Origin of the sequence: Mycolicibacterium diernhoferi (assembly GCF_019456655.1) — a bacterium.
Taxonomy (GTDB): domain Bacteria; phylum Actinomycetota; class Actinomycetes; order Mycobacteriales; family Mycobacteriaceae; genus Mycobacterium; species Mycobacterium diernhoferi.
Window position 1 is genome coordinate 1,688,018 of the sequence record NZ_CP080332.1, and the last position, 23,913, is coordinate 1,711,930.

Consider the following 23,913-nt stretch of genomic DNA (forward strand, 5'->3'; position numbering starts at 1 on the left):
AACCGGCCGACTCTATTCATCAACCCACAGGGGAAACAGCGTGCTCGATAAGTTGCTCCGTCTCGGTGAAGGCCGCATGGTCAAGCGCCTCAAGAAGGTCGCCGACTATGTGGACACCTTGTCCGACGACGTCGAGAAGCTGTCAGACGCGGAGCTGCGCGCCAAGACCGACGAGTTCCGCAAACGTATCGACGGCGGGGAAGATCTCGACGACCTGCTGCCCGAGGCCTTCGCGGTGGCCCGCGAGGCGGCCTGGCGGGTGCTCGGCCAGAAGCCGTTCGGAGTCCAGCTGATGGGCGGCGCGGCGCTGCACTTCGGCAACGTCGCCGAGATGAAGACCGGTGAGGGCAAGACCCTGACCGGTGTGCTGCCCGCCTACCTCAACGCCCTGTCCGGCAAGGGTGTGCACCTGGTCACCGTGAACGACTACCTGGCCAAACGCGACAGCGAGCAGATGGGTCGTATCCACCGCTTCCTCGGCATGGAGGTGGGCGTCATCCTGTCCGGGCTGACCCCCGACCAGCGCCGCGCCGCCTACGCCGCCGACATCACCTACGGCACGAACAACGAGTTCGGTTTCGACTATCTGCGCGACAACATGGCCCATTCGGTGCAGGAGATGGTGCAGCGCGGCCACAACTACGCCATCGTCGACGAGGTCGACTCGATCCTCATCGACGAGGCCCGTACCCCGCTGATCATCTCCGGCCCGGCCGACGGGGCCTCGCACTGGTACAGCGAGTTCGCCCGGCTCGCGCCGCTGATGGAGAAGGACGTCCACTACGAGGTGGACCTGCGCAAGCGCACCATCGGTGTGCACGAGTTGGGTGTCGAGTTCGTCGAGGATCAGCTCGGTATCGAGAACCTCTACGAAGCCGCCAACTCCCCGCTGGTCAGCTACCTGAACAACTGCCTGAAGGCCAAGGAGCTGTTCCTGCGGGACAAGGACTACATCGTCCGCAACGGCGAGGTCGTCATCGTCGACGAGTTCACCGGCCGCGTGCTGGTGGGCCGGCGCTACAACGAGGGCATGCACCAGGCCATCGAGGCCAAGGAGCACGTCGAGATCAAGGCCGAGAACCAGACGCTGGCCACCATCACCCTGCAGAACTACTTCCGCCTCTACGACAAGCTCGCCGGCATGACCGGTACCGCCCAGACCGAGGCGTCCGAGCTGCACGAGATCTACAAGCTGGGTGTGGTGCCGATCCCCACCAACCGGCCGATGATCCGGGCCGACCAGTCCGACCTGATCTACAAGACCGAAGAGGCCAAGTACATCGCGGTCGTCGACGACGTCGTGGAGCGCTACGAGAAGGGCCAGCCGGTCCTGATCGGCACCACCTCGGTGGAGCGCTCGGAATACCTGTCGCGCCAGTTCGCCAAGCGCCGGATCCCGCACAACGTGCTCAACGCGAAGTTCCACGAGCAGGAGGCGAACATCATCGCCGAGGCCGGGCGGCGCGGGGCGATCACGGTGGCGACCAACATGGCCGGCCGCGGTACCGACATCGTGCTCGGCGGCAACGTCGAGTTCCTGGCCGACAAGCGGCTCAAGGAGCAGGGCCTGGACCCGGTCACCACGCCGGATGAGTACGAGGCGGCGTGGGAGTCCACGGTCAGCGCGATGAAGGCCGAGGCCAAGGCGGAGGCCGAGCAGGTGATCGCCGCGGGCGGTCTGTACGTGCTGGGCACCGAGCGGCACGAGTCCCGGCGTATCGACAACCAGCTGCGCGGCCGTTCGGGCCGCCAGGGCGACCCGGGCGAGTCCCGCTTCTATCTGTCCCTCGGTGACGAGCTGATGCGGCGCTTCAACGGTGCGACGCTGGAGACGCTGCTGACCCGGCTGAACCTGCCCGAGGACGTGCCCATCGAGGCCAAGATGGTGACCCGCGCCATCAAGAGCGCGCAGACCCAGGTCGAGCAGCAGAACTTCGAGGTCCGCAAGAACGTCCTCAAGTACGACGAGGTGATGAACCGGCAGCGCACGGTCGTCTACAAGGAGCGCCGGATGATCCTGGAGGGCGAGAACCTCCAGCAGCAGGCGCACGACATGATGGTCGACGTCATCACCGCCTACGTCGACGGGGCGACGGCGGAGGGTTACTCCGAGGACTGGGATCTGGAGAAGTTGTGGGAGGCGCTGCGGGCGCTGTACCCGGTGGGCATCGATCACCACGACCTGATCGACTCCGATGCCATCGGCGAGCCCGGTGAGCTGACCCGCGAAGAACTGCTCGACGCGTTGATCAAGGACGCCGAGCGCGCCTACGCCGAACGTGAGGCACAGATCGACGCCATCGGTGGCGAGGGCGCGATGCGTCAGCTCGAACGCAATGTCCTGCTCAACGTGATCGACCGCAAGTGGCGTGAGCACCTCTACGAGATGGATTACCTCAAGGAGGGCATCGGCCTGCGCGCGATGGCGCAGCGTGACCCGCTCGTGGAGTACCAGCGGGAGGGCTACGACATGTTCGTCGCCATGCTCGAGGGTCTCAAGGAGGAGTCGGTCGGCTTCCTGTTCAACGTCGCGGTCGAGGCCGCGCCGGCGCCGGCCGCGCCTACGGTGGCGCCGATGGCGTCCGGATTGGCCGAGTTCGCCGCCGCCGCGGCGGCGAAGGCGTCCGCCCAGAACGCCGAACAGCCCCAGGGCCAGGTGGCCACCAAGGAACGCCCGGGCATCCAGGCCAAGGGGATCGACGAGGGCGGGGCGCCCAAGCTGACGTACTCCGGCCCGGCCGAGGACGGTTCCGCGGAGGTCAAACGCTCCGGTGGGGCGTCGGCCCCGGCGGGCGGCGGGACCCGCAAGGAACGCCGAGAGGCGGCGCGCCGCAACAAGACGCGCTAGTCGGACGACGACCCAGCGGCGAGGAACGAGCCGCGTCGGGGAGGAGTCCGACAGATCGGGCTCTGCTCAGCCGATCTGCAGCGCCACCATCTGCCAGCGCCCATCGACCAGTTCGATCCGGGCGGCCAGCGCCCGCACCCGCGACCCGCGGGTGTAGGTGGCGAACACCTCGGCGACGGTCACCGGTTGGTCGGCCGCCGCGCTGCATCCGATGCTGCGCAGCCGGATCCGGCGCAGCACGGCGGCGCCGCCGTGCTGCGGGGACCGCGCCAGAGTTTGCGTGATGTCGATCAACGACGGCGCCAGCAATCCGCGTAGCTGGGCGGCCGGCCGGCGACGATCCACCACCTCCAGCACCCGGCGCAGGGCAGCGTCGGCGAACGCCGCCGCGGCCTGCGGTACGGGTGCCTCACCGGCGACGGCGGCCGGTCGCGGCGGGCGGGATCTGCGCGGGCGCAGCGTCGCCGGATGCGCCGAAGGCCCCTGTGCCGCACCGTGTGCCGGCGGCTCGTAGTCGATGATCGGGGATGTGCGGACCGGTCCGGCGGCGGCGCCGCCGACGGGGCGGTGGGACGGGTCTGATACTCGGGACACAGGCACTCCAGCGGACAGCGAAACGGACGGGACGGCTGCTGGAGAGGCACAGTCCCCTTGATGATCGCACGGGTTCGCCGGGCCCGGATGCACACATCGTGCGCGTACCGGGTACTCCCGGCTACGGTGTCGGGTAGTCGCAGCCGGGAGTGAGGGGGACGCTGTCTCGATGGTGACCAGGTTGTCGGCATCCGACTCGGCGTTCTATCGACTGGAGAACAGTTCGACCCCGATGTACGTGGGGTCGCTGTCGATCGTGCGCAAGCCGCGCGGCGGGCTGAGCTATGACACGGTGCTGGCCACCGTGGAACAGCGGTTGCCGCAGATCCCGCGGTACCGGCAGAAGGTCCGCGACGTCAGTTTCGGCCTGGCCCGCCCGGTGTGGATCGATGACGCCGACTTCGACATCACCTACCACGTCCGGCGCTCGGCGCTGCCCTCCCCGGGCAGCGACACCCAACTGCACGATCTGATCGCCCGGATCGGGTCCCGGCCGATGGACAAGTCCCGGCCGCTGTGGGAGATGTACATCGTGGAGGGGCTGACCGGCAACCGGATCGCCATCTACACCAAATCCCATCAGGCCCTCGTCAACGGTATGTCCGCCCTCGAGATCGGGCACGTCATCGCCGACCGCACGCAGAAGCCACCCGAGTTCGGTGAGGACATCTGGATTCCGGCGCGCGAACCCGGCGAGTCGGAGCTGTTCTTTGCGGCCGTCGGGGAATGGATCACCCGGCCCACCGTCCAGCTGGCGGCGGTGCGTTCGGCGGTGCAGGAGGCGACGACCAACGCCGGGGTGCTGGTCGACGCCGGGCGCCGGGTCGCCAGTGTGGCGCGCACGCTGGCGCGCGGTGCCGCCCCGAGCAGCCCGCTGAACGCCACGGTGTCGCGCAGCCGGCGTTTCACGGTGGCCGCCCACCGCCTCGACGACTACCGGTCGCTGCGGGCGCGCTACGAATGCGATGTCAACGATGTGGTGCTCGCGGTGGTGGCCGGTGCGCTGCGCAACTGGTTGCTGTCCCGTGGGGAACCGGTGACCGCGACCTCGACGGTGCGGGCGATGGCGCCGAATTCGGTGTACCCCGACGCGGAGATCGATTCCGCGGGACCCGGCCAGGCGATCAGCCAGGTCTCGCCGTTCCTGGTGGACCTGCCGATCGGGGAGGGCAACGCCGTGGTGCGGCTGTCCCAGATCGCGCACGCCACCGAATCGCATTCCACCGCCGCGAGTTTGGTCGACGCCCGCACCATCGTGACGCTGTCGGGGTTCGCACCGCCGACCCTGCACGCCATGGGTACCCGGGTGGCCACCAGTTTCTCGGCGCGCCAGTTCAATCTGTTGATCACCAATGTGCCGGGCGCGCAGAAGCAGATGTACATCGCGGGCACCAAGTTGCTGGAGTCCTACGCGGTGCCGCCGCTGCTTGCCAATCAGGTTCTGGCGATCGCGGTGACCTCGTATAACGGCAGTATGTACTTCGGCATCAACGCCGACCGCGACGCCATGAGTGACGTCGAGGTGTTGCCGTCCCTGCTGGGCGAAGCCCTGGACGAGTTGCTGGAATCGGCGCGCTGAGCCCGGGCGGGGGTTGTTGACTCGACCCGCCGATCACGATCTCATGGGTTGACCATGTCAAATCATTCGCGAAGCGAACAACCCGGTCCGGATGTCATTCCGCACCCCGTGCTCGACGTTCCGATCGATGAAGATGCACTGGTCAAAGGGCGCCGGCTGGACCTGGTGGTCTTCGGCGTCACTGCCGCCATCGCGGTCGGATTCCTGATCTGGGGGTTCATCGACACCGCCGCGTTGGCGTCCGCGTCGGGCGACGCACTGGGCTGGGTGATGACCAACACCGGGTGGCTGTTCACGCTGGCGGCCTCGGGTTTCGTGCTGTTCGTGCTGTGGATCGCGCTCGGCCGGTTCGGCAACATCCCGCTGGGCCGCGACGATGAGGAGCCCGAATTCCGCACGGTGTCCTGGATGGCCATGATGTTCAGCGCCGGGATGGGCATCGGCCTGATGTTCTTCGGGGTGGCCGAACCGCTGGCTCATCTGGTGGCGCCCCCGCCGGGGGCCGGCGCCGCGGGAAACCCGGACGCGGTGCAGACGGCGATGGCGACCACGCTGTTCCACTGGACGCTGCATCCGTGGGCCATCTACGCGGTGGTCGGGCTGGCCATTGCTTACGGCGTGTACCGCAAGGGCCGGTTCCAGTTGATCAGCGCGGCCTTCGAACCGCTGCTCGGGGACCGCGCGCACGGCGGCTGGGGCAAGGTCATCGACATGCTCGCCATCTTCGCCACGCTGTTCGGCTCGGCGGCGTCACTGGGTCTGGGCGCCTTGCAGATTCGCAGTGGCTTGCAGATCGTCGGGGGTATCGGCGAGGCCGGCAACGCGGTCCTGATCGGGATCATCGCGGTACTCACCTGCGCCTTCGTGCTGTCTGCGGTGTCGGGGGTGGCGCGCGGTATCCAGTGGCTGTCCAACATCAACATGGTGCTCGCCCTGGTGCTGGCGGCGTTCGTATTCATTGCCGGGCCAACGATTTTCATCCTCAACCTGATCCCGAACTCGATCGGCAGTTACTTCCAGGACCTGGCGATGATGGCGGCGCGCACCGGTGCCGAGGGTGCTGAGGCCGAGGCCTGGCTCGGCTCGTGGACCATCTTCTACTGGGCGTGGTGGATCTCCTGGACGCCGTTCGTGGGCATGTTCATCGCGCGAATCTCGCGGGGGCGCACCATAAGACAGTTCGTCACCGGGGTGTTGATGGTGCCCAGCCTGGTGTCGCTGGTGTGGTTCTGTGTCTTCGGCGGCGCCGCCATCAAGGCCCAGCAGGACGGTGCGAACCTGGCGGGGGAGGGCAGCACCGAGGCTCAGCTGTTCGGCTTGCTCGGTGAATACCCGTTCGCCACGGTGTCCGCGATCGTGGTCATGGTGCTGGTCGCGGTGTTCTTCGTCTCCGGGGCCGATGCGGCGTCGATCGTGATGGGTTCGCTGTCCGAGCGCGGCACCATCGAACCGCACCGCAAGACCGTCGTCTTCTGGGGCGTCGCCACCGGGGCGGTCGCCGCGGTGATGCTGCTCGTCGGCGGATCGGATGCGCTGACCGGTCTGCAGTCCATCACCATCGTGGCGGCGCTGCCGTTCGTGCTGGTGATGCTCGGCCTGGCCGTGGCCCTGGTCAAAGACCTCCGTCAGGACCCGATGATGGTGCGCCGCCGGTACGCCATCGCGGCGGTGGAATCGGCGGTGATCGCCGGCGTCACACAGCACGGCGAGGACTTCGTCATCTCGGTGGAGAAAATTCCGGACGCCGGGACCGACACCGAGGGCGACCCCGGGACCGACACCGACGGCACAGCGGCGCCGACAGCGGGCTCCCCGGGCTAATCTCGGCTGGTGCGTGTCTACATACCGGTGACCCTGGCCATGCTGCAGCAACTGGTTGCCGACCGGTTGATCCATGCCCGCAGCGGTACGGCTTTCGCGGTGACCCCGGCGCTGCGGGAGTCCTACGCCGAGGGCGATGACGACGAGCTGGCCGAGGTCGCCCTGCGGGAGGCGGCGCTGGCCTCGCTGCGGCTGCTGGCCGGGGAGGGCGAGACCGATCTGCCGCCGCGCCGGGCGGTACTGGTCGCCGACGTCGGGGGAACCGAGGGTGACGAGGAGGCCGTCACGCTGCGCCCGGACCTCGACGATGCGGTGGTCCGGTTGGCCGCGCCGGTGGCGCTCGAGGACGTCGTCGCGGCGTACGTGGACAATGCGGCGGCCGAGTCGGCGGTGCTGGTCGCCGTCGAACGGATCGATGAGGCGGACCTCGGGGATGAGGACGCTGAGCTTGCTGTGGGGGATGCCCAGGACCATGACCTGGCCTGGTATGCGTCGCAGGAGTTGCCGTTCCTGCTCGAGCTGCTGTGACGCAGGTCGCATCGATCGTTCTCAGAAGTTGACTACGCCCCCGTAAGCTACGGTACCGTAGGTTGCGTGGCGAAGAGTGAAATCAAGTTCTCGGCAAAAGTGGCCGAGACAGTGCGTCCCACCATCGCGGGCGCGGACCGCCACCCCGGCTGGCATGCTCTGCGTACGGTTGCGGGCAGGATCACCACCCCGCTGCTGCCGGACGACTACCTCAAGTTGGTCAACCCGTTGTGGTCGGCCCGTGAGCTGCGCGGCAAGGTGCTGGAGGTGCGGCGCGAGACCGAGGATTCGGCCACGCTGGTCATCAAGCCCGGGTGGGGATTCAGCTTCGACTATGAGCCGGGTCAGTACATCGGCATCGGCCTGTTGGTCGATGGTCGCTGGCGTTGGCGCTCGTATTCGCTGACCTCGGCCCCGGTGCGCGGCGCGCGGAACAGAAGTGGCGCGCGCACCATCACCATCACGGTGAAGGCGATGCCGGAAGGCTTCCTGTCCACGCACCTCGTCGGCGGGGTGGAGCCGGGCACGATCGTCCGGTTGGCCGCGCCGCAGGGCAACTTCGTGATGCCGGATCCGGCTCCCGCGTCGGTACTGTTCCTGACGGCCGGCTCCGGGATCACCCCGGTCATGTCCATGCTGCGTACCTTGCAGCGACACGACCAGATCACCGACATCGTGCATGTGCACTCGGCGCCGACCGAGTCCGACGTGATGTTCGGTGCGGAGTTGGCCGCCCTGCACGAGGCGCATCCGGGCTACCGGATGGTGCTGCGTACCACCCGCACCCAGGGTCGCCTGGATCTGGACCGCCTCGCCGAGGTGGTGCCGGACTGGCGCGAGCGGCAGGCCTGGGCCTGTGGTCCGGAGGCCATGCTCAACGACGCCGAACGGGCGTGGGCCGAGGCTGGGGTGCGCTCGCATCTGCACCTGGAGCGGTTCGCGGTCACGCGTGCCGCACCGCACGGGACCGGTGGCGCGGTGACCTTCGAGCGCAGCGGCAAGACCGTCGACGCCGACGCCGCCACCTCGCTGATGGAAGCCGGCGAGAACGCCGGTATCCAGATGCCGTTCGGGTGTCGGATGGGCATCTGTCAGTCGTGTGTGGTGGGTCTGGTCGAGGGCCACGTGCGGGATCTGCGGACCGGGGAGGAACACGAGCCCGGAACGCGGGTACAGACCTGTGTGTCCGCGGCCTCCGGCGATTGCGTGCTGGACGCCTAACTTTTACTGACAAGTAACCTACGGTGCCGTAGGTTACGCTATCGTAGCCAACGAAAGGAGGGCCGAGACATGGCTGTCACCGACGTACAAGCGTTCACACATCTCACCGAGGCGGACATCGAGACGCTGGGTGCCGAACTGGACGCGATCCGACGAGACATCGAGGATTCCCGGGGGGAGCGCGATTCGCGCTACATCCGCCGGACGATCGCGGGTCAGCGTGCGCTGGAGATCACCGGCCGCCTGTTGCTCGCCGGAAGCTCCAAGCGGGCCTTCTGGTGGGCGGGAGCGTCGACTCTGGGCGTGGCCAAGATCATCGAGAACATGGAGATCAGCCACAACGTCATGCACGGCCAATGGGATTGGATGAACGATCCCGAGATTCACTCCTCGACCTGGGAGTGGGACACCACCGGGGCTTCCAAGCACTGGCGTTTCACGCACAACTTCATGCACCACAAGTACACCAACATCCTGGGCATGGACGACGATGTGGGCTACGGCGTCATCCGGGTCACCCGCGACGCGCGGTGGAAGCCGATGAACCTGGGGAACCTGTTCTACAACACCATGCTCGCGGTGCTGTTCGAGTGGGGTATCGGTCTGCAGCACCTGGAACTCGGCAAGATCTTCAAGGGCCGCGATGACCGCAAGGCGACCATGCTGCGCGTCAAGGAGTTCGGCGTCAAGGCCGGCCACCAGGTCGTCAAGGACTACGTGCTGTGGCCCGCGCTGACCTCGCTGTCGCCGGGAGCCACGTACAAGTCGACGATGAAGGCCAATATCTTGGCCAACATCATCCGCAACATCTGGACCAACGCGATCATCTTCTGCGGCCATTTCCCCGATGGTGCAGAGAAGTTCACCAAGACCGACATGGTCGGCGAAAGCCGCGGCCAGTGGTACCTGCGCCAGATGCTGGGCAGCGCCAACATCAGTGGCGGCCGGGTGCTGGACTTCATGAGCGGCAACCTGTCCTACCAGATCGAGCACCACCTGTTCCCGGATCTGCCGAGCAACCGGTACCGCGAGATCTCGATCAAGGTGCGCGCGCTGTGCGACAAGTACGACCTGCCCTACACCACGGGGCCGTTCCTCGTGCAGTACGGCAAGAGTTGGCGCACCATCGCCAAGTTGTCGCTGCCGGACCGGTTCCTCAAGGACACCCGCGACAATGCGCCTGAAACGCGCAGTGAGCGGATGTTCGACGAGCTGGAGGGTTTCGGTGTCACCGATCCCGTCACCGGTAAGCGCCGGGGCCTGAAGACGGCGATCGCCACCGTGCGTGGCTGGCGTCAGTCCAAGTCCAAGGCTGCTGTCGCCGCTTAGAGCATCACCGGATGCGCCCCACAGCACGTGCTGTGGGGCGCATTTCGTGTCACCGGCCCGAATCTGTCGCCGAGAGTGAATCGGCTGCGGTGATTTCGGTCGAGCGCCGCAGCGGATTCACGCTCGGGCAGTTCAGTAGCCCGCTTCGCCGAGCGTGCTCAGCAGCCGCCGGGCCGCCGCCACCCGGGCCGCCGCGGCCCCGGTCAGGGTGTCCAGCGCACATTCCGGATCGGCGGGTGGGCCCATATGGCCGCAGCCCCTTGGGCATCCGTCGACCGCCTCGGCCAGATCCGAGAATGCCTGTACGACATCGTCGGGTTTCACATGCGCCAGCCCGAAGGACCGGATGCCCGGAGTGTCGATCACCCAGCCGGATTCGCGCAGCGGTAGCGCCACCGACTGGGTGGAGGTGTGCCGGCCCTTGCCGACGCCGGTCACCGACCCGGTGGCCCGATCCGCATCGGGCACCAGGCGATTGACCAGCGTGGACTTACCCACTCCCGAATGCCCCAGCAGGACGGTCACATCGCCGGTCAGCAGCGGAGCCACCACGTCGAGCGGATCGTCGCGGCCGGCCGTCAGCACCTGCAGGTCCAGGTCGGCGAACTGCGCGGCGAACGGCTCCGCCGGCGCCAGATCGGATTTCGTCAGACACAGGATCGGTCGAAGGCCGCCGGTGTACGCGGCGATCAACGCGCGCTCCACGAACCCGGTGCGCGGCGGGGGATCCGCGAGTGCGACCACGATCAGCAACTGATCGGCGTTGGCCACCACCACGCGCTCGCTCGGGTCGGTGTCATCGGCGGTGCGGCGCAACACGGTACGACGCTCACCGCGGCGCACGATCCGGGCCAGGGTGTCCGGGCGCCCGGACAGGTCGCCGACGATGCTGACCTCGTCACCGACCACGATCGGTGTGCGGCCCAACTCGCGGGCGCGCATCGCGGTGACGTTGCGGTCGGGGTCGCCGCCGAGCGCGCAGCCCCACCGGCCGCGGTCGACGGTGACGACCATCGCCTCGGCGGCATCGGCGTGGTCGGGGCGGTTCTTGGTGCGGGGCCGCGAACCCTTGCCCGGGCGCACCCGGACATCGGATTCGTCGTACTCGCGAGATTTCAACGTCGGCCCAGCATGTCGGCCCACATGCCCGGGAAGTCCGGCAGTGTCTTGGCGGTGGTGGCGATGTCCTCGACCTGCACGCCCGGCACGCGCAGTCCGATGATCGCGCCCGCGGTGGCCATCCGGTGGTCGGCGTAGGACTTCCAGACCCCGCCGTGCAGCGGCGTCGCGGTGATCTGCAGGCCGTCCGCGGTCTCGGCGCACTGCCCGCCGAGGCCGTTGATCTCGGCGCTCAGCGCCGCCAGCCGGTCGGTTTCGTGGCCGCGCAGATGGGCGATGCCGCGCAGGGTCGATACCGATCCGGGGGCGGCCAGTGTGGCCAGCGCGGCCACCGACGGCGCCAGTTCGCCGATATCGTGCAGGTCGATGTCGATGCCGCCGTAGCTCACCGAGCCCCGGGCCTCCAGATATGAATCCGTCTGCCGGACATCGACATTCAATCTTCTCAGTAGGTCCAGGATGTCGCCGGCGGGTTGGATGCTGTCCACCGGCCACCGCTCGATCCGCACCGTTCCGGCGGTGACGGCCGCGGCGGCCAGGAACGGCACCGCATTCGACAGGTCCGGTTCGATGGCCCAGTGCCGGGCCGCGACGGTGCCGGGAAAGACCTGCCAGCGGTTGGGCACATGAGCGTCGACGGTGACGCCGGCGGTGCGCAGCATCGACACCGTCATCGAGACATGCGGCGCCGAGGGCACCGAGTCGCCGGTGTGCAGCACGGTCAGACCGTCGTCGAAGGTGGCGCCGGCCAGCAACAGTCCGGACACGAACTGCGAGGACGCCGACGCATCGATGCGGACCTCACCGCCGGCCACCGAGCCCTGCCCGCGGACCTCGAAGGGCAGGCCGTCACCGTCGATCGCCACGCCGAGCCCGCGCAGTGCGTCGAGCAGTGGCGCGATCGGCCGGGCGCGGGCCTGCTCGTCCCCGTCGAACGTGACGGTCTCGGTGCTCAGCGCGGCCACCGCCGGCAGGAAGCGCAGCACGGTGCCGGCCAGTCCGCAGTCGATACGGCTGCCGGGCGCCGGGGCGATGGCGCCGCTGACGGAAAGTTCGGTGCCCGCACCGTCGACCGCCAGCCCCAGGGTCTGCACCGCGGCGATCATCAGGTCGGTGTCGCGGCTGCGCAGCGCGCCGCTGATGGTCGAGGTGCCGTTGCGGGAGGCCAGCGCGGCCAGCACCAGGGCCCGGTTGGTCAGCGACTTGGAACCCGGTACGGCCACCGTGGCGTGGATGGGGGCGGATGTCGACGGTGCCGGCCAGTTACTCACAGCCTCTATCCTGCCTGGTATGTGTGGGCGATTTGCGGTGACCACCGACCCGGCGTTGTTGGCGGAGAAGATCAAGGCCCTCGATGAGACGGTCGAGACCCCCGGCGGGGGCAGCCCGAACTACAACGTGGCCCCGACCACCACCATCAGCACCGTGGTGAAACGACATGATGAACCGGAGGACGAGTCGACCCGCCGGATCCGGTCCATGCGGTGGGGCCTGATCCCGCCGTGGGTGAAGACCGGGTCCGACGGGGGTCCCGACCTCAAGAAGGGCCCGCTGCTGATCAATGCGCGCGCCGAGACGCTGACCACCTCCCCGGCGTTCCGCGGGTCGGCCAAGACCAAGCGCTGCCTGGTCCCGATGGACGGTTGGTACGAATGGAAACCCGGTGCCGACACCGGCACCGCCAAGAAGCCGGCAAAGACCCCGTACTTCATGTACGCCGCCGACGGTGAGCCGCTGTTCATGGCCGGCCTGTGGTCCACCTGGCGACCGGAGGATGCCGGTCCGGACAGCAGGCCGCTGCTCAGCTGCACCATCATCACCACCGATGCGGCCGCCCAGCTGGCCGGCATCCACGACCGGATGCCGCTGACCATCAGCGCCTCGGACTGGGACCGCTGGCTCGACCCCGACGCGCCCATCGACGAGGGCCTGCTGCGCGGGCACGGTGATCTGGACCGCATCGAGATCCGCGAGGTGTCGCGGCTGGTCAACAGTGTCCGCAACAACGGCCCCGAACTCATCGAGGCCGTCGCACCCGAGGCGGGCCTGTTTTGACCCTCGGTCCGGTGGTATGCGACGCCCTGGGCGCCGATCTGCGTGCGGCCGGCTACACCGTCGACGGCGTGGCCGAACTGCTCGGCGAGCACGCGAACGCCGCGCTGGGGCGCGGGATGTGGTGGCCGGCCGCCCGGGTGGCCCAGCGTGCGGACGGTCCGTTGGCGGCGCTGGTGCGGCTGTTCCTGCTCGGGGCCGAGGTGTCCCGGGAGCGGCTGGCCGAGGTGTTCGTGACGGTGCCGTTGGAGGCGCTGGTGGCCGGCGGCGTCCTGGAGCAGACGCCGGCGGGCGCGTTCCGGGCGGTGCTGGACATCCGCCCGTACAGCGACACCGCCCGCGATTATCTGGTCGTGTCCGACCAGGACGCCGCGCTGCGGGACGGTCCGCTGCGCCGCGACCACGTGCTCGGGATCGGCGGTGCGGCGATGTCGCTGGCCCGCGCCGTCATCCGCACCCCGGTGCGCCGCGCGCTCGACCTGGGCACCGGCTGCGGCATCCAGGCGCTGCACCTGGACGGGCACTGCGCCGAGATCGTCGCCACCGACGTCAACGAGCGGGCGCTGAGGCTGGCCGGCGCCACCGCGCGGCTCAACGGGATGTCCTGGGATCTGCGGCGCGGCAGCCTGTTCGAACCGGTGGCGGGGGAGCGGTTCGACCTGATCGTGTCCAACCCGCCGTTCGTGGTCGGCGCCGGGACAGACGAGTACATCTACCGGGATTCCGGTATGGCCGGGGACGCCCTGTGCCGCACGCTGATAGAGCAGGTCGGGGATCACCTGAACCCCGGCGGCACGGCGCAGATCATGGCCAACTGGATTGTCCGCCAAGATGACTGGCGAGAGCGTGTGCAGGAGTGGTTGGACGGTACCGGACTGCACGCCTGGGTGGTGCAGCGCGAGCTGGCCGACCCGGTCAGCTATGTGTCGTTGTGGTTGGCCGACGCCGGGGAGTCACCCGAGCAGACGGCCCGCCGGGGCGGCGAATGGCTGGACTGGTTCGCCGCGGAGGGCATCACCGGCATCGGCATGGGGCTGATCTGCCTGCGCCGCCCGAGCGAGGGCGAAGCGCCCGAGCAGATCCTCGAAGAGATCACCGGCGCCGACGAACTCGTCACCGGCACCGAGGTGGAGGCGTTCTTCGCCCGCCGAGCCTATCTGCGCGATACGACCGACGATGCGCTGCTGGCCGCCCGGCTGTCCACGGCGCCGGTGTTCCTGGAACAGCAGTCGCTGCCCGGGCCCGACGGCTGGCAGCAGGTGGGCGCGGCGGTGCGCCGCCCGGGTGGGCCGGGTGCGGTCCTCGGCGTCGACGAGGTGCTCACCGCGCTGTTGGCGGGGTGTCGCGGGGAGGTGGCGCTGGGCACCCTCATCGCGCTGCTGGCCGCGCACCACGGCGTGGACGCCGATGCGCTCGCCGAGGTGACGCTGCCGGAGGTCCGTGCCGCGATCGGGCGCGGAATCCTGTACCAGGCCCGCTGAGCGAGCGCAGCGAGCGGATCATGGAATCGACATGGCGGAGCCGGGCCCGCGAGGCAACGGCATGACGGCTCAGCGCCGCCGGGCGGCCACCACCGCGTAGGACGCGTCGAAGGCGACGCCGTCGGGGCTGGTGTACCTCTCGAACGAGGCGGCGAACGCCTCGACGAGCCGACTGCGGGTGCCCACGTCCAGTCGCGCCAGCACGTCGACGTGCATCGGCGACTCATCGGTGACGAACGTGACGGCTGCCTGCTGCGAGGCGAATCGCCAGGTGTGCTTGCCGTTTTCGATGAAGATCTCGTCGAAATCGTCGGTCAGCCGGGCGGTGACGACATCGGGTTGGCCCCACTGGTCCGGAGTGTAGGGGGCCGCGGGTGGCGGGCCCAGCACATCGAGGATCGGGTTGAAGAACGGATTGTCGGCGTCGCGCACCCAGGTGGAGAAGCCGAAGTACCCGCCGGGTCGCAGCAGCCGCACCACCTCGGCGATCTGGCTGACCGGCTCGACGAAGATGATGCCCATGTTCGACAGCACCGCGTCGAACCCCTGATCGGGCAGGCCGGTGGCCGCGGCGTCGGCGGCCACCCACTGCACCGCGTCCCCGCCCGGCTTGGCCGCCGCGATGGCCAGCAGTTCGGGCGTGACGTCGAGGCCGGTCACCTGCGCCCCGGCCGCGGCGGCGGCCAGTGCGGCGTTTCCGGTGCCGCAGGCCAGATCGGCGACCGCGGCGCCGTCGAGCGGGCGTAGCCGGTCCACGGTCTCGACCAGCTCGGCGGCGATCGGCGCGATGCGTTGGGCGACGGCCTCATACCGTCCGGCTGACCAGATGGACACCTGGCCAGCCTATGTCACGTCAGGAATTGTCCAGCAGCCCAAGCACGGCCGGGGTCACCTCGTCGACATCGGCGGCGAAGTCATCGTGCTTGTCGAGGAACTTCTGCACGAACTGGCAGACCGGGACGATGCGCAGGCCGGCGTTGGTGGTCTCGGTGAGCGCGGTCTTGATCAGTTGGGAGGCCAGGCCCTTGCCGCCGAACTTCTCGCCGATCTCGGTGTGGTGGAAGATACGCTGCTGCTCGTGGTCGACGTACTCGGCGAAGCCGGCGATCTCGTCGCCTTCGTAGATCTCGAAGCGATTCAGTGCCGGTGCGTTCCTGACGATCTCGGTCATCGTGCTCCTCATGGTCCGGTGTAGCCGGGCGGGTTGGCGGAGTCGACCCACAGATCCACCCGAAGATCCTGCGATCCCGGGGTGCAGTTGTAGACCGACAGATCGGTGATACCCGATTCCAGTAGAACGTCCTCACACAGCAATGTATTGCCGGTGAATTCGCGGGCCGGTCTGGTCAGCACCGCGTACGCGGCATCCGAGTACACCTCGGGTTTGCGGGATTGCCGCATCGATTCGTCGCCGCCGAGCAGGTTCTGCACCGCGGCGGTGGCCACCGAGGTGCGCGGCCACAGAGTATTGGATGCGACTCCCGCATCACGGAGCTCTTCGGCAATGCCCAACGCACACAGCGTCATCCCGTACTTGGCCATCATGTACGCGGTGGGGCGTAACCACTTGTGCTCCAGCCGGATCGGCGGGGAGAGGGTCAGGATGTGCGGGTTGTCCCGCCCGATCATGTGCGGGAGGCAGGCCTGCGACACGGCGTATGTGCCGCGCACCTGGATGCCGTTCATCAGATCGAACCGTTTCAGCGGGACGTCCAGGATGGGGGAGAGGTTGATCGCCGAGGCGTTGTTCACGCAGATGTCGATGCCGCCGAACTGTGCCGCGGCCGCGGCCACCGCAGCGTGCACGGCGTCACCGTCACGCACGTCACCGACGATCGGCAACGCCTGCCCGCCGGCCTCCTCGATCTCCTTGGCCGCGGTGTAGACGGTGCCGGGCAGCTTGGGGTGCGGTTCGGCGGTTTTGGCCAGGAGCGCGACATTGGCGCCGTCGGCGGCCACCCGCTTGGCGATGGCCAGGCCGATTCCCCGGCTGGCGCCGGAGATGAACATGGTCTTCCCGTGCAGAGACATGCGGCCAGCCTACGCGGCCCGGATGTCTCCGGTAACGCCAACGGTAAGCCGTACCAGATCGGCTGGGGCGAGCGCCACATCCCAGCCGCGCTTGCCCGCGCTGCACAGCACGCGGTCCCATTTCAGCGCCGAGGAGTCGATCACCGTCGGCAACGGCTTGCGCTGGCCCAGCGGGGAGATGCCACCCAGCACGTACCCGGTGGAACGTTCGGCGGCGGCCCGGTCGGCCATCGCCGCCTTGGACACCCCGAGCGCGGACGCGGCGGCCTTGAGCGACAGCTTCGAGGGCACCGGGAGCACCGCGACCGCCAGCCCGTGCGGAACGGCCAGGATCAGCGTCTTGAAGATCTGCTCGGGCGCCAGCCCGTGCGCGGCGGCCAACTCCGCGACCGCCTCGTCGCCGAAGGAGTCCGCGCGCGGGTCGTGCTGGTAGCGCAGGATCTCGTGGGCCGCACCGTCGGCCACCAGGGCGGCGATCGCCGGGGTTGCTGCTCGTGCCACGCAGATCAGATTAGCCCGGGAAATACCCTGGCCCGACCTGCCGTTGTTCTCTTGGACGACACCCGTGGACGGCCCTACGCCCCGGCGATGTCGGTCATTGCCTTTAGGATCGACGGATAGGGGATTTTGTGCCAACGGCCTGCCTGGATCGTCCGGTACCCATACCGGAGCTGCTCGGTGATGCCGCAACAGAAGGGACGGTGCTTCCCGCGATGACCGATATCGGAGCCCAGGCTCCCGCGCCGGCCGCAGAGACCGATGCCGAGTTGACGGCGCGCTTCGAGCGCGATGCCATCCCACTGCTCGATCAGCTCTACGGTGGTGCGCTGCGGATGACCCGCAATCCGGCCGATGCCGAGGACCTGCTGCAGGAGACGATGGTCAAGGCCTATGCCGGTTTCCGCTCCTTCCGGGCGGGCACGAACCTGAAGGCCTGGCTGTACCGCATCCTGACCAACACCTACATCAACAGCTACCGCAAGAAGCAGCGTCAGCCCGCCGAGTACCCGACCGACGAGATCACCGACTGGCAGCTGGCGGCCAACGCCGAGCACTCCTCGACGGGCCTGCGGTCGGCCGAGGTCGAGGCGCTGGAGGCGCTGCCCGACACCGAGATCAAGGCGGCGCTGCAGGCGCTGCCCGAGGAGTTCCGGATGGCGGTCTACTACGCCGATGTCGAGGGATTCCCGTACAAGGAGATCGCCCAGATCATGGACACGCCGATCGGCACCGTGATGTCACGGCTGCACCGAGGTAGGAAACAACTACGTGAGCTGCTCACAGATGTGGCCAGGGACCGGGGATTCATCCGAGATCAACAGGTCGGTGCGCCCGAGGAGGTGTCGTCATGACTCAGTCGTCTGATGAGCAGCGCTGGTCGCCGCCGGTCGGACCGATCGACCCCGAGCACCCCGAGTGCGCGGCGGTGATCGCCGAGGTCTGGACCCTGCTCGACGGGGAATGCACCGCCGACACCCGCGTCAAGCTCCAGCAGCACCTCGAGGAATGCCCGACCTGCCTGCGCCATTACGGCATGGAGGAACGGGTGAAGAAGCTGATCGCCAGCAAGTGCAGCGGGGAGAAGGCCCCGGAGTCCCTGCGGGCCCGGCTGCGCCTGGAGATCAGCCGGACCACCATCATTCGGGGCTGACGCCCCCATACCCGCAGATAAAACAACCGCCCGGGCTCTTCGAGAGCACGGGCGGTTTGTTGCGTCTGGTGACGCGTCAGGCGTTGGGACGACGGCCGTGGTTGGCCTTCGAGTGCTTACGATCGCGCTTCTTGCGGCCTCGCTTGGCCATGGTGAACCTCCGATTCAGGTGAATACGTGGCTATCAGTATCTCATGCCGCGGGGAGTGCTTTTTCCCGCGTCACATTCGGTGGGTCCTCCGGGGTTGTGGTTCGATATAGCCCGGTAGGCGGACAGCTGTCCGCCGACGAGCAACGTGAGTGGGGTGAAGATGGCCGAGGATGTTCGCGCCGAGATCGTGGCCAGCGTGCTGGAGGTCGTGGTCAACAAGGGCGACCAGATCAATGCGGGCGACACCCTGGTCCTGCTGGAATCCATGAAGATGGAGATTCCGGTGCTGGCCGAGGTGGCCGGCACCATCAGCGAGGTGAGTGTCTCGGTGGGTGACGTCATCCAGGCCGGCGATCTCATCGCGGTGATCAGCTAGCCCGTCTGCGGTAGCGGCCCATGTCGACCCTCGGCGATCTGCTCGCCGAGCACACCGTTCTTCCCGGTAACGCCGTCGACCATCTGCATGCCGTGGTCGGCGAGTGGCAACTGCTCGCCGACCTGTCGTTCGCCGACTACCTGATGTGGGTGCGGCGCGACGACGACATCCTGGTGTGTGTGGCGCAGGTGCGCCCCAACACCGCCCCCACGGTGCTGCTGTCCGACGCGGTCGGCACGTCCTCGCCTGCCGAGGAGATGCCGGTGGTCCGGGCGGCCTTCGACTCCGGCGCGATCGGCCGGGAAAAGGATGTCCAGCGGCCACACCTGACCCAGGGGCAGTGGCCCAACCCGGGACCGGGCCCGGACCGGCACGAGGTCGAGGCGGTGCCGGTGCAGCACGCCGACCGGGTCGTCGCCGTGCTGACCCACCAGACCGCACTCGCCGAGGAACGCACCTCCAGCCCGCTGGAACGCGCCTACCTCGACTGCGCGGCGGACCTGCTGCGGATGCTCAGCGAAGGCACCTTCCCGAACGTCGGTGACGCTGCGATGTCGCGTTCCAGCCCGCGGGTCGGTGACGGCTTCATCCGCCTCGATGTCAACGGGGATGTCACCTTCGCCAGCCCGAATGCGCTGTCGGCGTATCACCGGATGGGGCTCAACGCCGAGTTGGCCGGGCACAACCTGATCGGGATCACCCGCCCACTCATGTCGGACCCGTTCGAGGCCCAGGAACTGGCCAACCATGTGCGGGTCTCGGTGTCCGGTGGTGCCAGCACCCGGATGGAGCTCGAAGCCGGCGGCGCGGCGGTGCTCATCCGCACCATCCCGCTGCTGACCAGCGGGGAGGCCGCCGGTGCCGCGGTGCTGATCCGCGACGTCACCGAGATCAAGCGGCGCGACCGCGCGCTGCTGTCCAAGGACGCGACCATCCGGGAGATCCACCACCGGGTGAAGAACAACCTGCAGACGGTGGCCGCCCTGCTGCGGTTGCAGGCCCGCCGCACCAACAATGCCGAGGGCCGGGAGGCACTCATCGAGTCGGTGCGCCGGGTGTCCTCCATCGCTCTCGTGCACGACGCGTTGTCGATGTCGGTCGACGAAGAGGTCAATCTCGACGAGGTCGTGGACCGCATCGTGCCGATCATGAACGACGTCGCCTCGGTGGACACACCCATCCGGATCACTCGCGAGGGTGACCTCGGTGTGCTGGATGCCGACCGGGCCACCGCCCTGATCATGGTGATCACCGAACTCGTGCAGAACGCCCTGGAGCACGCGTTCGACGGGGACGTCTCCAAGGGCGCGGTGACGATCCGTGCCGAACGGTCCGCCCGCTGGCTGGACGTCGTGGTGCACGATGACGGCCGCGGGTTGCCCGAGGGTTTCAGTCTGGAGAAATCCGACCGGCTCGGGCTGCAGATCGTGCGCACCCTGGTCGCGGCAGAGCTGGACGGATCACTGGGCATGCACGATTCGGATGCCGGGGGCACCGACGTGGTGTTGCGGGTGCCGCTCGGACGCCACCGCAGGGCCGCCTTCTAGCGCATCGGATTGCCGCACAGCGAATTCCCAGCCAAATGTGATGTGATGCACAGAGATTCACGCCACACCCGAGCGCTTTCGGACAAAAACTGCGGCCCCGACATGATTGTCGGGGCCGCAGTTGGTGGTGTGCGATGGATCGCTAGACGCTGGTGCGCGCCTTGGTCCGGGCGTTGCGGCGCTTGAGGGCGCGGCGCTCGTCCTCGCTCATGCCGCCCCACACGCCGGCATCCTGGCCGGACTCCAACGCCCAGCTCAGGCACTCGGTGGTCACCGGGCAACGGTTGCAGACGAGCTTCGCATCAGCAATCTGCGCAAGGGCCGGGCCACTGTTACCCACCGGGAAGAACAGTTCCGGATCCTCGTCGCGACAGACCGCCTTGTGACGCCAATCCATAGCTTCCATCTCCTCGTAAAATCGTTGCAAAGGCGCCACAAAGACGCTCTACATTTTCTCGGCTGTTAACGCGTGCACAGGAATGTTTCTGCACTGTTGCAACAATGCTTTCACAGGCTGAACAGATGTCAATAGAAGTGCGTTAACACGTGGGCAATGTCACTGAGGTACCGGGTTACCGGACCGCTCACCTGTTTGTACTACACTCACACTCACTTGCGCTCTAAATCCCGGTAGGCGAGGGTCAACCCCCAGGTCACGCCATTTTCGGTAGGGGCGCCACGACGCACAGCGCGTTCGGAACCGAAGTAAAAGTCATCACATCACGCAAACCGATGTAGTCGCCGTCGATCTGGCAGGCCACCGGTGTGTCGCTGCTCACCCGCAGCCACGGCAGGTCGTCCTCGCGGATCAGGTGGCGGGCCTTGATATCCGGCTTGGAGGACAGCATCCTTCGCACCAGCGCGAGATTGCGCCAGATGTTCATGCTGGTGATCGCGAAGACGCCGAGCCCGGTGTCGAAGGTCGTGGTCGGGTTCGTCCACACCGGCCGGGCATTGGCGTAGGTCCACGGGCTGGAGTTGGACACGAAGGCGAAATGCGCACCCGATACGGGCTCGCGGCCGGGCAGTTCGAGGGTCAGCAGGGGCTCTCGGCGCGCGCTGGCCAGCATTTCGCGGATGCCCACCCGGATGTACCGGGACGCCGTCACGGTGCGCCCCTTGGCGCGCTGGGCCTCCACTGCGGCCACCACGTCACCGTCCACGCCCATGCCCGCGGTGAACACGCCCCACCGCTCACCGCAGTTCATCAGGCCGATCCGCCGCCACTGCCCGCCGCGGCGGTGGTCGCCGAGCAGGTCGACGAGCTGATTGGTGGCCACCACCGGATCCGGGCTGATGCCCAGCGAACGCGCGAACACATTGGCCGAGCCGCCGGGGACCACCCCGACCGCGGGGGCGCGTTCGCACGATTCCGACAGCACGCCGTTGACCACCTCGTTCACCGTGCCGTCGCCGCCGTGCACGATCAGCACGTCGATCCCGTCCCGGGCGGCCTGCTGGCCGATCTCGATGGCATGGCCGCGATGGTCGGTGTGCACCACGGTCAGATCGACCCGGCTCTCCAGCGCGTGTGCCAGCAGGTCACGCCCGGCCGGGGTCGTCGATGTCGCGTTGGGGTTGACGATCAGCACGGCACGCACGGGATATCAGCCTAACCGCGAATCGGCCGGCGACGAACCGGCCGGCCGAGTCGTGCGGCGATGGCGTTGCCGCTCAACCCGTTCGGTGATCGGGGTCACGACCGAGGTCAGTGGGTGTCGGCAGCGTCGGGTAGCAGCGGCGGGCAGCCACCGAACATGTCGGTGCTCAGCTCGAAATGCCACGGCTCGTTGGCGTAGATCTGGCACAGCCCGAACCGTGGCCCGTTGGTGATCATCCACTGATCGGCGCCCGGGCCGCCGATGTCGACGGCCGCCCCCGCCACATGCCGGGACCGATCCGGCGTCTGGACGTAGCGCCGGGCCGCCTCGTAGGTGCCGTAGGTGCCGACGGCCTCATCGAGCAGTTGCTGCTGGAACTCCGGTGAGCGCCACCCGGAGGTGACGGTCATGGTGACCCCCTCGGTGGCCGCCGCCGAGGTGGCGTTCTGGACCGCGCTGCGCAGCACCGGATCGAGGTTGGCGATCGCCGGATCGTGCACGTCGTAGGCGGTCAGCGGCTGCGGCTGGGGTGCAGCGGTGCCGGTCGGATCGGCCTGGGCGGCGGGCGCCGACAGGACGGCCGCGACCGCCAGGGTCGCCGTGGCAGCCAGGTTACGCATCCGGCCAGTTTACGGACGGTCCCCGAAGTCCCCGTCGAGATAGCGCCAGGAGCCGTCCCGCACGCGCCGGAACCGGCTGCGTTCGTGCAGGATGTGGCGTTTCCCGTGCTGCACGTACTGGGCTCGGAATTCGACGATGCCGGTGGCGTCCGCCGGGCCACCGGCCTCGGTGTCCACGATCTGTAGGCGTCGCCAGGTGATCGTGTCGTCGAGGTCCAGTTCCGCGGGCCGGGTGTCGGGATGCCAGCTGTGGATCAGATAGTCGGTGCGTGCACACGCGAAGGCGCTGAACCGCGAGCGCATCAGCGCCACGGCGGTGTCGGCGCGGGACGTGCCGTCGTGCAGCGGGCCGCAACAGTCGGCGTAGGCCCGGCCCGTCCCGCACGGACAGACGGCGTCCTCAACCGGCGGCATCGGGAGCTCCCACCGCGTCGGCGATCTGCTCGACGGCCTCGGCGATCTCGGCCGGGCGGGTCTGCCGGTCCGGTACCCAGGCCAGCGCGATCCGCACTGGGGCCCAATTGCTTTCGTCGATCGGAATGAGTTTGAACTCCGGTGGCGAGAAGATCCGGCCGATCGCCGACGCCGGCGCGTAGGTGACCACCGCGACCAGATGCCGGTTGAACACCTGGGTGGCCATCTCCAGCTCACCGCCGAGCTGATTGGTGGTGCGCACGATGCGGTCCACCCCGCGGGCGTGCAGGCTGCGGGTCAGCCCGGCCAGCACCACCGGATTCGGCCGCGCGAAGTCGATCACCACGTCCCGGTCCCGCAGCGCCTCGATGCCGACCCGGTCGGCGGCGGCCAGCGGATCGTCGTACCGCACGGCGATGGCACCCGGATAGCTGGCCACCACCCGGTGGCGCAGTCGTTTGTCCGAGGTCGGCAGGTGGATCAGGCCGATGTCCAGGTGCCCGGACACCAGTTTGGCGGTCACCTCGGCGGCCGAACCCGGGACGCTGAACTCGGTGGCGGCCGGCAGCGTGCCGACCGCGGTTTCCAGCTTGGCCAGGAAATCCGAGGGTGCATACGCCGTGGCTCCGATACGGATCGGATTGGCGGACTTGGTGATTCGGGTGGCCAACAAGGCGAACTGGTCGACCCGGGTCAGGATGTCGCGGGCCGGTTCGAGCAGGGATTCACCGAGCGGGGTGAGGCGCACGTTGTGGTAGTCCCGTTCGAACAGGGCGCCGCCGAGTTCGTTCTCCAGCAACTTGATCTGCTTGCTCAATGGCGGCGGCGTGATCATCAGCCGGTCGGCGGCGCGCCGGAAGTGCAGTTCTTCGGCGACCGCGACGAAGTACCGGAGTCTGGTGAAGTCGACTTGCATGCGGGCACGTCCGAAACGGTTCGAGGCTGGTGGG

Annotated in this window: 25 protein-coding genes; 12 read left to right on the top strand and 13 right to left on the bottom strand. The window is 68.1% G+C overall.

Features of this window, described 5'->3' with window-relative positions; all coding sequences use genetic code 11:
• Positions 1-40: 40 nt before the first annotated feature.
• A complete protein-coding gene (secA, locus tag K0O62_RS08070) occupies positions 41-2,848 on the top strand; it encodes a preprotein translocase subunit SecA (protein ID WP_073857727.1) in 2,808 nt (935 codons plus the stop codon).
• A 66-nt stretch (positions 2,849-2,914) separates the two neighbouring features.
• Here the strand turns inward: secA and K0O62_RS08075 are convergent, their stop codons facing one another.
• Positions 2,915-3,370, bottom strand: a complete 456-nt coding sequence (locus tag K0O62_RS08075; protein WP_073857894.1) for an Rv3235 family protein — start codon at positions 3,368-3,370, stop codon at positions 2,915-2,917.
• A gap of 241 nt (positions 3,371-3,611) precedes the next feature.
• Between K0O62_RS08075 and K0O62_RS08080 the strand changes: the two genes are divergently transcribed.
• The 5 genes from K0O62_RS08080 (at position 3,612) to K0O62_RS08100 (ending at position 9,920) form a co-directional block, all read left to right on the top strand.
• Positions 3,612-5,021: a WS/DGAT/MGAT family O-acyltransferase gene (locus tag K0O62_RS08080; protein ID WP_073857728.1), complete on the top strand. Its 1,410-nt coding sequence runs from the start codon at positions 3,612-3,614 to the stop codon at positions 5,019-5,021.
• A 54-nt stretch (positions 5,022-5,075) separates the two neighbouring features.
• Positions 5,076-6,842: a BCCT family transporter gene (locus tag K0O62_RS08085; protein ID WP_073857729.1), complete on the top strand. Its 1,767-nt coding sequence runs from the start codon at positions 5,076-5,078 to the stop codon at positions 6,840-6,842.
• A 9-nt stretch (positions 6,843-6,851) separates the two neighbouring features.
• Complete coding sequence (locus tag K0O62_RS08090) at positions 6,852-7,370, top strand: DUF6912 family protein (protein ID WP_073857730.1); 519 nt, start codon at positions 6,852-6,854, stop codon at positions 7,368-7,370.
• A gap of 66 nt (positions 7,371-7,436) precedes the next feature.
• Positions 7,437-8,591, top strand: a complete 1,155-nt coding sequence (locus K0O62_RS08095) for a ferredoxin reductase (RefSeq protein WP_073857731.1) — start codon at positions 7,437-7,439, stop codon at positions 8,589-8,591.
• A gap of 69 nt (positions 8,592-8,660) precedes the next feature.
• Positions 8,661-9,920: a fatty acid desaturase family protein gene (locus K0O62_RS08100; protein WP_073857732.1), complete on the top strand. Its 1,260-nt coding sequence runs from the start codon at positions 8,661-8,663 to the stop codon at positions 9,918-9,920.
• A gap of 132 nt (positions 9,921-10,052) precedes the next feature.
• Here the strand turns inward: K0O62_RS08100 and rsgA are convergent, their stop codons facing one another.
• Together rsgA and aroA are read right to left on the bottom strand one after the other, a co-directional pair.
• On the bottom strand, positions 10,053-11,039 hold the full coding sequence (gene rsgA, locus K0O62_RS08105; protein WP_073857733.1) for a ribosome small subunit-dependent GTPase A: 987 nt from the start codon (positions 11,037-11,039) through the stop codon (positions 10,053-10,055).
• Positions 11,036-12,319, bottom strand: coding sequence for a 3-phosphoshikimate 1-carboxyvinyltransferase (gene aroA / locus K0O62_RS08110; RefSeq protein WP_073857896.1), 1,284 nt, complete (start codon positions 12,317-12,319; stop codon positions 11,036-11,038). The genes rsgA and aroA overlap by 4 nt, the downstream gene beginning before the upstream one ends.
• A 10-nt stretch (positions 12,320-12,329) precedes the next feature.
• Here aroA and K0O62_RS08115 point away from each other — a divergent pair, with 10 nt between their 5' ends.
• Together K0O62_RS08115 and K0O62_RS08120 are read left to right on the top strand one after the other, a co-directional pair.
• Complete coding sequence (locus K0O62_RS08115; RefSeq protein ID WP_073857897.1) at positions 12,330-13,094, top strand: SOS response-associated peptidase; 765 nt, start codon at positions 12,330-12,332, stop codon at positions 13,092-13,094.
• Positions 13,091-14,572 carry a DUF7782 domain-containing protein gene (locus K0O62_RS08120; RefSeq protein WP_073857735.1) on the top strand — a complete coding sequence of 494 codons (1,482 nt, stop codon included), beginning with the start codon at positions 13,091-13,093 and terminating at the stop codon, positions 14,570-14,572. Before K0O62_RS08115 ends, K0O62_RS08120 begins: the two co-directional genes overlap by 4 nt.
• A 69-nt stretch (positions 14,573-14,641) precedes the next feature.
• On the opposite strand, the gene K0O62_RS08125 is transcribed toward K0O62_RS08120, so the two are convergent.
• From K0O62_RS08125 to K0O62_RS08140, 4 genes are read right to left on the bottom strand one after another with little or no spacing between them, the layout of a single operon-like run.
• Positions 14,642-15,406: a class I SAM-dependent methyltransferase gene (locus tag K0O62_RS08125; RefSeq protein ID WP_073857737.1), complete on the bottom strand. Its 765-nt coding sequence runs from the start codon at positions 15,404-15,406 to the stop codon at positions 14,642-14,644.
• 19 nt (positions 15,407-15,425) lie between these two features.
• Positions 15,426-15,743: a GNAT family N-acetyltransferase gene (locus K0O62_RS08130; protein WP_234800185.1), complete on the bottom strand. Its 318-nt coding sequence runs from the start codon at positions 15,741-15,743 to the stop codon at positions 15,426-15,428.
• Positions 15,744-15,751: 8 nt separating this feature from the next.
• On the bottom strand, positions 15,752-16,603 hold the full coding sequence (locus K0O62_RS08135; RefSeq protein WP_073857741.1) for an SDR family oxidoreductase: 852 nt from the start codon (positions 16,601-16,603) through the stop codon (positions 15,752-15,754).
• A 9-nt stretch (positions 16,604-16,612) separates the two neighbouring features.
• Positions 16,613-17,104 carry an aminoacyl-tRNA deacylase gene (locus K0O62_RS08140; protein ID WP_073857743.1) on the bottom strand — a complete coding sequence of 164 codons (492 nt, stop codon included), beginning with the start codon at positions 17,102-17,104 and terminating at the stop codon, positions 16,613-16,615.
• Between the two features lie 212 nt (positions 17,105-17,316).
• Here K0O62_RS08140 and K0O62_RS08145 point away from each other — a divergent pair, with 212 nt between their 5' ends.
• Both K0O62_RS08145 and rsrA read left to right on the top strand, forming a co-directional pair.
• Positions 17,317-17,955, top strand: coding sequence for a sigma-70 family RNA polymerase sigma factor (locus tag K0O62_RS08145; protein WP_165777141.1), 639 nt, complete (start codon positions 17,317-17,319; stop codon positions 17,953-17,955).
• Complete coding sequence (rsrA, locus tag K0O62_RS08150; protein ID WP_073857746.1) at positions 17,952-18,254, top strand: mycothiol system anti-sigma-R factor; 303 nt, start codon at positions 17,952-17,954, stop codon at positions 18,252-18,254. Before K0O62_RS08145 ends, rsrA begins: the two co-directional genes overlap by 4 nt.
• 76 nt (positions 18,255-18,330) lie before the next feature.
• Here rsrA and K0O62_RS29080 read toward each other — a convergent pair whose 3' ends face one another.
• A complete protein-coding gene (locus tag K0O62_RS29080) occupies positions 18,331-18,405 on the bottom strand; it encodes a 50S ribosomal protein bL37 (RefSeq protein ID WP_085976028.1) in 75 nt (24 codons plus the stop codon).
• Between the two features lie 160 nt (positions 18,406-18,565).
• Between K0O62_RS29080 and K0O62_RS08155 the strand changes: the two genes are divergently transcribed.
• Entirely contained in the window at positions 18,566-18,781 is a 216-nt protein-coding gene (locus K0O62_RS08155) for a biotin/lipoyl-binding carrier protein (protein ID WP_073857898.1), read from the top strand.
• A gap of 20 nt (positions 18,782-18,801) precedes the next feature.
• A complete protein-coding gene (locus K0O62_RS08160; RefSeq protein ID WP_073857748.1) occupies positions 18,802-20,328 on the top strand; it encodes a two-component system sensor histidine kinase PdtaS in 1,527 nt (508 codons plus the stop codon).
• A gap of 142 nt (positions 20,329-20,470) precedes the next feature.
• On the opposite strand, the gene whiB1 is transcribed toward K0O62_RS08160, so the two are convergent.
• The 5 genes from whiB1 to K0O62_RS08185 form a co-directional block, all read right to left on the bottom strand.
• Complete coding sequence (gene whiB1 / locus K0O62_RS08165; RefSeq protein ID WP_029373613.1) at positions 20,471-20,725, bottom strand: transcriptional regulator WhiB1; 255 nt, start codon at positions 20,723-20,725, stop codon at positions 20,471-20,473.
• Between the two features lie 256 nt (positions 20,726-20,981).
• Positions 20,982-21,929 carry a diacylglycerol/lipid kinase family protein gene (locus K0O62_RS08170; protein ID WP_073857750.1) on the bottom strand — a complete coding sequence of 316 codons (948 nt, stop codon included), beginning with the start codon at positions 21,927-21,929 and terminating at the stop codon, positions 20,982-20,984.
• A gap of 107 nt (positions 21,930-22,036) precedes the next feature.
• Positions 22,037-22,549 carry a M15 family metallopeptidase gene (locus K0O62_RS08175; protein ID WP_073857752.1) on the bottom strand — a complete coding sequence of 171 codons (513 nt, stop codon included), beginning with the start codon at positions 22,547-22,549 and terminating at the stop codon, positions 22,037-22,039.
• A 9-nt stretch (positions 22,550-22,558) separates the two neighbouring features.
• On the bottom strand, positions 22,559-22,963 hold the full coding sequence (locus K0O62_RS08180) for a YchJ family protein (RefSeq protein ID WP_073857753.1): 405 nt from the start codon (positions 22,961-22,963) through the stop codon (positions 22,559-22,561).
• On the bottom strand, positions 22,950-23,879 hold the full coding sequence (locus K0O62_RS08185) for a LysR family transcriptional regulator (protein WP_073857755.1): 930 nt from the start codon (positions 23,877-23,879) through the stop codon (positions 22,950-22,952). The genes K0O62_RS08180 and K0O62_RS08185 overlap by 14 nt, the downstream gene beginning before the upstream one ends.
• Between the last annotated feature and the right edge of the window lie 34 nt (positions 23,880-23,913).

Coding starts and splice junctions, on each gene's coding strand:
- K0O62_RS08155 (WP_073857898.1), top strand. CDS start 18,566: ATGGCCGAGGATGTTCGCGCCGAGATCGTGGCCAGCGTGCTGGAGGTC.
- K0O62_RS08175 (WP_073857752.1), bottom strand. CDS start 22,549: ATGCGTAACCTGGCTGCCACGGCGACCCTGGCGGTCGCGGCCGTCCTG.
- K0O62_RS08085 (WP_073857729.1), top strand. CDS start 5,076: ATGTCAAATCATTCGCGAAGCGAACAACCCGGTCCGGATGTCATTCCG.
- K0O62_RS08135 (WP_073857741.1), bottom strand. CDS start 16,603: ATGTCTCTGCACGGGAAGACCATGTTCATCTCCGGCGCCAGCCGGGGA.
- K0O62_RS08130 (WP_234800185.1), bottom strand. CDS start 15,743: ATGACCGAGATCGTCAGGAACGCACCGGCACTGAATCGCTTCGAGATC.
- K0O62_RS08115 (WP_073857897.1), top strand. CDS start 12,330: ATGTGTGGGCGATTTGCGGTGACCACCGACCCGGCGTTGTTGGCGGAG.
- rsrA (WP_073857746.1), top strand. CDS start 17,952: ATGACTCAGTCGTCTGATGAGCAGCGCTGGTCGCCGCCGGTCGGACCG.
- whiB1 (WP_029373613.1), bottom strand. CDS start 20,725: ATGGATTGGCGTCACAAGGCGGTCTGTCGCGACGAGGATCCGGAACTG.
- K0O62_RS08160 (WP_073857748.1), top strand. CDS start 18,802: ATGTCGACCCTCGGCGATCTGCTCGCCGAGCACACCGTTCTTCCCGGT.
- K0O62_RS08180 (WP_073857753.1), bottom strand. CDS start 22,963: ATGCCGCCGGTTGAGGACGCCGTCTGTCCGTGCGGGACGGGCCGGGCC.
- K0O62_RS08100 (WP_073857732.1), top strand. CDS start 8,661: ATGGCTGTCACCGACGTACAAGCGTTCACACATCTCACCGAGGCGGAC.
- K0O62_RS08145 (WP_165777141.1), top strand. CDS start 17,317: ATGACCGATATCGGAGCCCAGGCTCCCGCGCCGGCCGCAGAGACCGAT.
- K0O62_RS08185 (WP_073857755.1), bottom strand. CDS start 23,879: ATGCAAGTCGACTTCACCAGACTCCGGTACTTCGTCGCGGTCGCCGAA.
- K0O62_RS08080 (WP_073857728.1), top strand. CDS start 3,612: ATGGTGACCAGGTTGTCGGCATCCGACTCGGCGTTCTATCGACTGGAG.